This window comes from Aquimarina pacifica (genome assembly GCF_000520955.1).
Taxonomy (GTDB): Bacteria; Bacteroidota; Bacteroidia; order Flavobacteriales; family Flavobacteriaceae; genus Aquimarina; species Aquimarina pacifica.
In genome coordinates this window covers 1-3,189 of record NZ_JACC01000082.1, presented here as the reverse complement: position 1 = coordinate 3,189, position 3,189 = coordinate 1, and the positions used below count along the sequence as shown (strand labels likewise).

The window sequence follows — 3,189 nt, the reverse complement described above, 5'->3', positions numbered from 1 at the left end:
TATATGATTTTTTCTTCTACATCTTCACTTCCTGTTGCACTCGCTATAGAAGCGGGTAAGGTAATCCCATTTTCGGTTCTAAAATTAGTGCGATTTACTGAGGTTAAAATATCACCCATATAAGTTTCTGATTGAACGGGTTGCCCTATACGATGTTCAATAGCTCCTTTTTGCAAGCGTTGTATTGCTACATATTCTGCCTGAGTTAATGTTCCTGAAGGTAAACTATTCACTCCATCAATATCATCTGGATAATAAGTTACATTTTCTATAACTTCTCCTTTGCTGTTGGTAGTTACAACACCTGTAGGTGTTGTGGGAATAGATACATTACCATAAGTATAGCTCGAGGTTGTAGTTACCGGGTTTAAGCCTTCTGTATCATATACCGTAATGATTTCTGACATTTTTTGAGTTAAATGCGAGTAGTAAGGGTAAAACATAAAATAATCATCTTTACATGGATCATAAGGAAACCCAGGTAAAGAACAATCTGGGTCAATACAGTAATCTATAACGAAAGGACTAATGTTTAAATGATTAACCAAATATCCTCCTAGTATATAATCAGTATGTTTATAGACATCATAGAGTTCAAAATCGAAAGCATTTATGTTATTAATTTTGTAATTAAATTCTTCTTTTTTTAATAAAGTATAATCATCTTCATGTAGTTTTAAATATTGCTTTTCGTATAGCAAACCATTTATTGGGTTTCTATTGGGTGCAAATTGCTGGTAGGATTGGTCGAAAGGTTGTGGATAAAAAGGTCCTTTTTCATTATCAATATCATTATGATATTTATATATCATTTTACCATTTTGTGCAAAGTCATTTGAATCCACGTAGGATTCGGAAACTTGACTATAACCAACATAACTTCCTTGAAAAGGACTAATAGCGGGTTGAGAAGATGCTTTGGCGAAAGGGTGTAAATAATCGTAATAAACGGCAGTCTCTCTACTATGTGACATATACCTGTATTCGGTAAAACTTGGAAATTTTATTGCTTTACCATAACTTTTCTCCTCACCATCTTCAATGTAATGGTAATCAAAAACCCTTTTATTTAATGGTTGAGCAGTATTATCATAATTACTAATGCTTTTTATTCTTAACCCTCCTCCTTTATTTATACTCAATAGCTCTTCATTATCTTTTTGTGATTCATAGTATTCTACTCTAATGGTTGCATTCGAAGAAAAAGCATTGGTTTCATTAGCGTTGCACATTAATGTATATTCGACGCCTGCTTTTAGGGTTGTATATACTGTTTCAGAAAAACCATAAACAGTTCCACCTATTGCGGTATGCCCCCCTATGTCTTGAAGTTCTCTGTAAAAATTATAAAACTCAGTCCCTTCAACAGCTCCATTATTTATAGAGGCATTGATATCTGCGCCTTGCGGGTATTCGAAACCGTAATCACCTTTCCTAAAACAAGTCACTGAATAAAACACCTTAGCAAAAGCGTCTTTTTCGGGAGTAAATTTTACTTCAGTATATCCTGAATGCGAATAATTACTTACCTCTTTCGTATTTTCTGCAGTGGGTATGGTATAACCAGTAGTTTTATTTAAGTCACCATAAAAACTATTGGGTTCGTGCTCAAAAGTCGTAAACCCTTTTGTAGGATGAATTACTTTATTAAGTAAACCAAATTTGGTATAATATTCATATGGCTTTCTATCTGCTAATTTAACATCTTTTATACCCACCGGAAGTGGCCCTGCAAACATGGTAAAAGGATTGTTTGTTTCTGGATCTACAATCACCGGAATAAAGGACCCTGCATTTACCTTACCATTATAAAAGCCCCAATAATCTTGAGAAAAAGTAGTTTTTGATGGTGTAGAGACATTGGGATTATTCTCAAAATGATTGTATTCGAAATTATATTCTTCTTCTTCATTTATTATGACTTTATCTAATTTTAGCCTTAAATATGGATCACTATTTGAAGAAAATCCAGATCTATAGTCTCCATTCGAAATAGATAAGTTGTTCGTTGTAGTTATTTTTTCTTCTCCAAAATACGAATACTCAAAATCCACATGCTTCATCTTTTCTAAAGACGTTGAGCTACCAGGATATATCTCTATGTTTTTTAAAAAATACGTATTTGCAATGTCCAATCTCTCATCCTCATCGGAATAATTAAATTTAATTGTTTCCTTATTTGTAACTATTTCAGTAAGATATTTTGAAGTAATCCTAAATGTTCCTCCATATACATTTAAACCTTGAAAAGTAATTGCCGGTCCTCCCGTAACTGGATCTTGGTACTGTGTATATGAAGCCATTGGGATGAAGGTCTTCTCAAGATCATAAATAAATTCTACTATTTCATTTTTTGAATCTGTTATTTTTGACAAAAACCACGATGACACGTATGAACGTGGTGAATATTCGCCTCGCAATTGTCCACTAGTATATTCTAACTCATTAAATTCATATTTTGTACCATCGGGTGTTATTATTTCAAATCCAGCTCCATTACCAATCATATTTATTATCAAACCATTATTTTGATCAGTCTTTATATTTTCTCCATATTGATCCATCCAAAATTTACCTGAATACCCATTAAAATTAAAATAGAACGTATCTGGTGACCAATCCCCAAATTCAACAGCATCTATATCATTAGGATGCATATCTGGATAAAATTGGCCTTCTCCATTTACCTCAAATGTACAATCCGTTCTTTTTAGGAAAGGTTGTCCGATTTCACCATTAGTAGAAAAACGTAAATCTGGGATTTTTAATCCAGATGTAATTACTTCTGAACCAGTTATAAGATATCCTTCGGGTCCAAAATCATCTCTGCCACTTATTGATCTGGTAATCATCCCCCCTGCATTAAGACTCCATCCTAATCCTACAATTCCTGATTCTTCTGATACTTTGATACCCCCAGAATGATAACTCAAGTTTATATTTAGACCTCCATCGATTCCTTTAATATCGTATAAAGGAACATCTATACGAGGTATTCCTGTATAATAACTTACCGGGGTAGCGACATACTTATACAACCCTGCAACATCTGGTGATGCTGGTAATATATTTTCTGTAGAATTATCATCTTGACTATAGATAACAATACTGAAAAAGAATACAAATAGTTTGATACTTCTTTTCATTTTAATTTTATAGATTAATTTTTGTAATTGTATTCGTTTGTTG

1 protein-coding gene is annotated in these 3,189 nt (G+C 33.0%); it reads right to left on the bottom strand.

What is annotated here, in order from left to right; genetic code table 11:
* Positions 1–3,146 (bottom strand): hypothetical protein (locus DZ60_RS23720; RefSeq protein WP_152537503.1); only part of this gene is annotated, 3,146 nt, incomplete at its 3' end.
* Between the last annotated feature and the right edge of the window lie 43 nt (positions 3,147–3,189).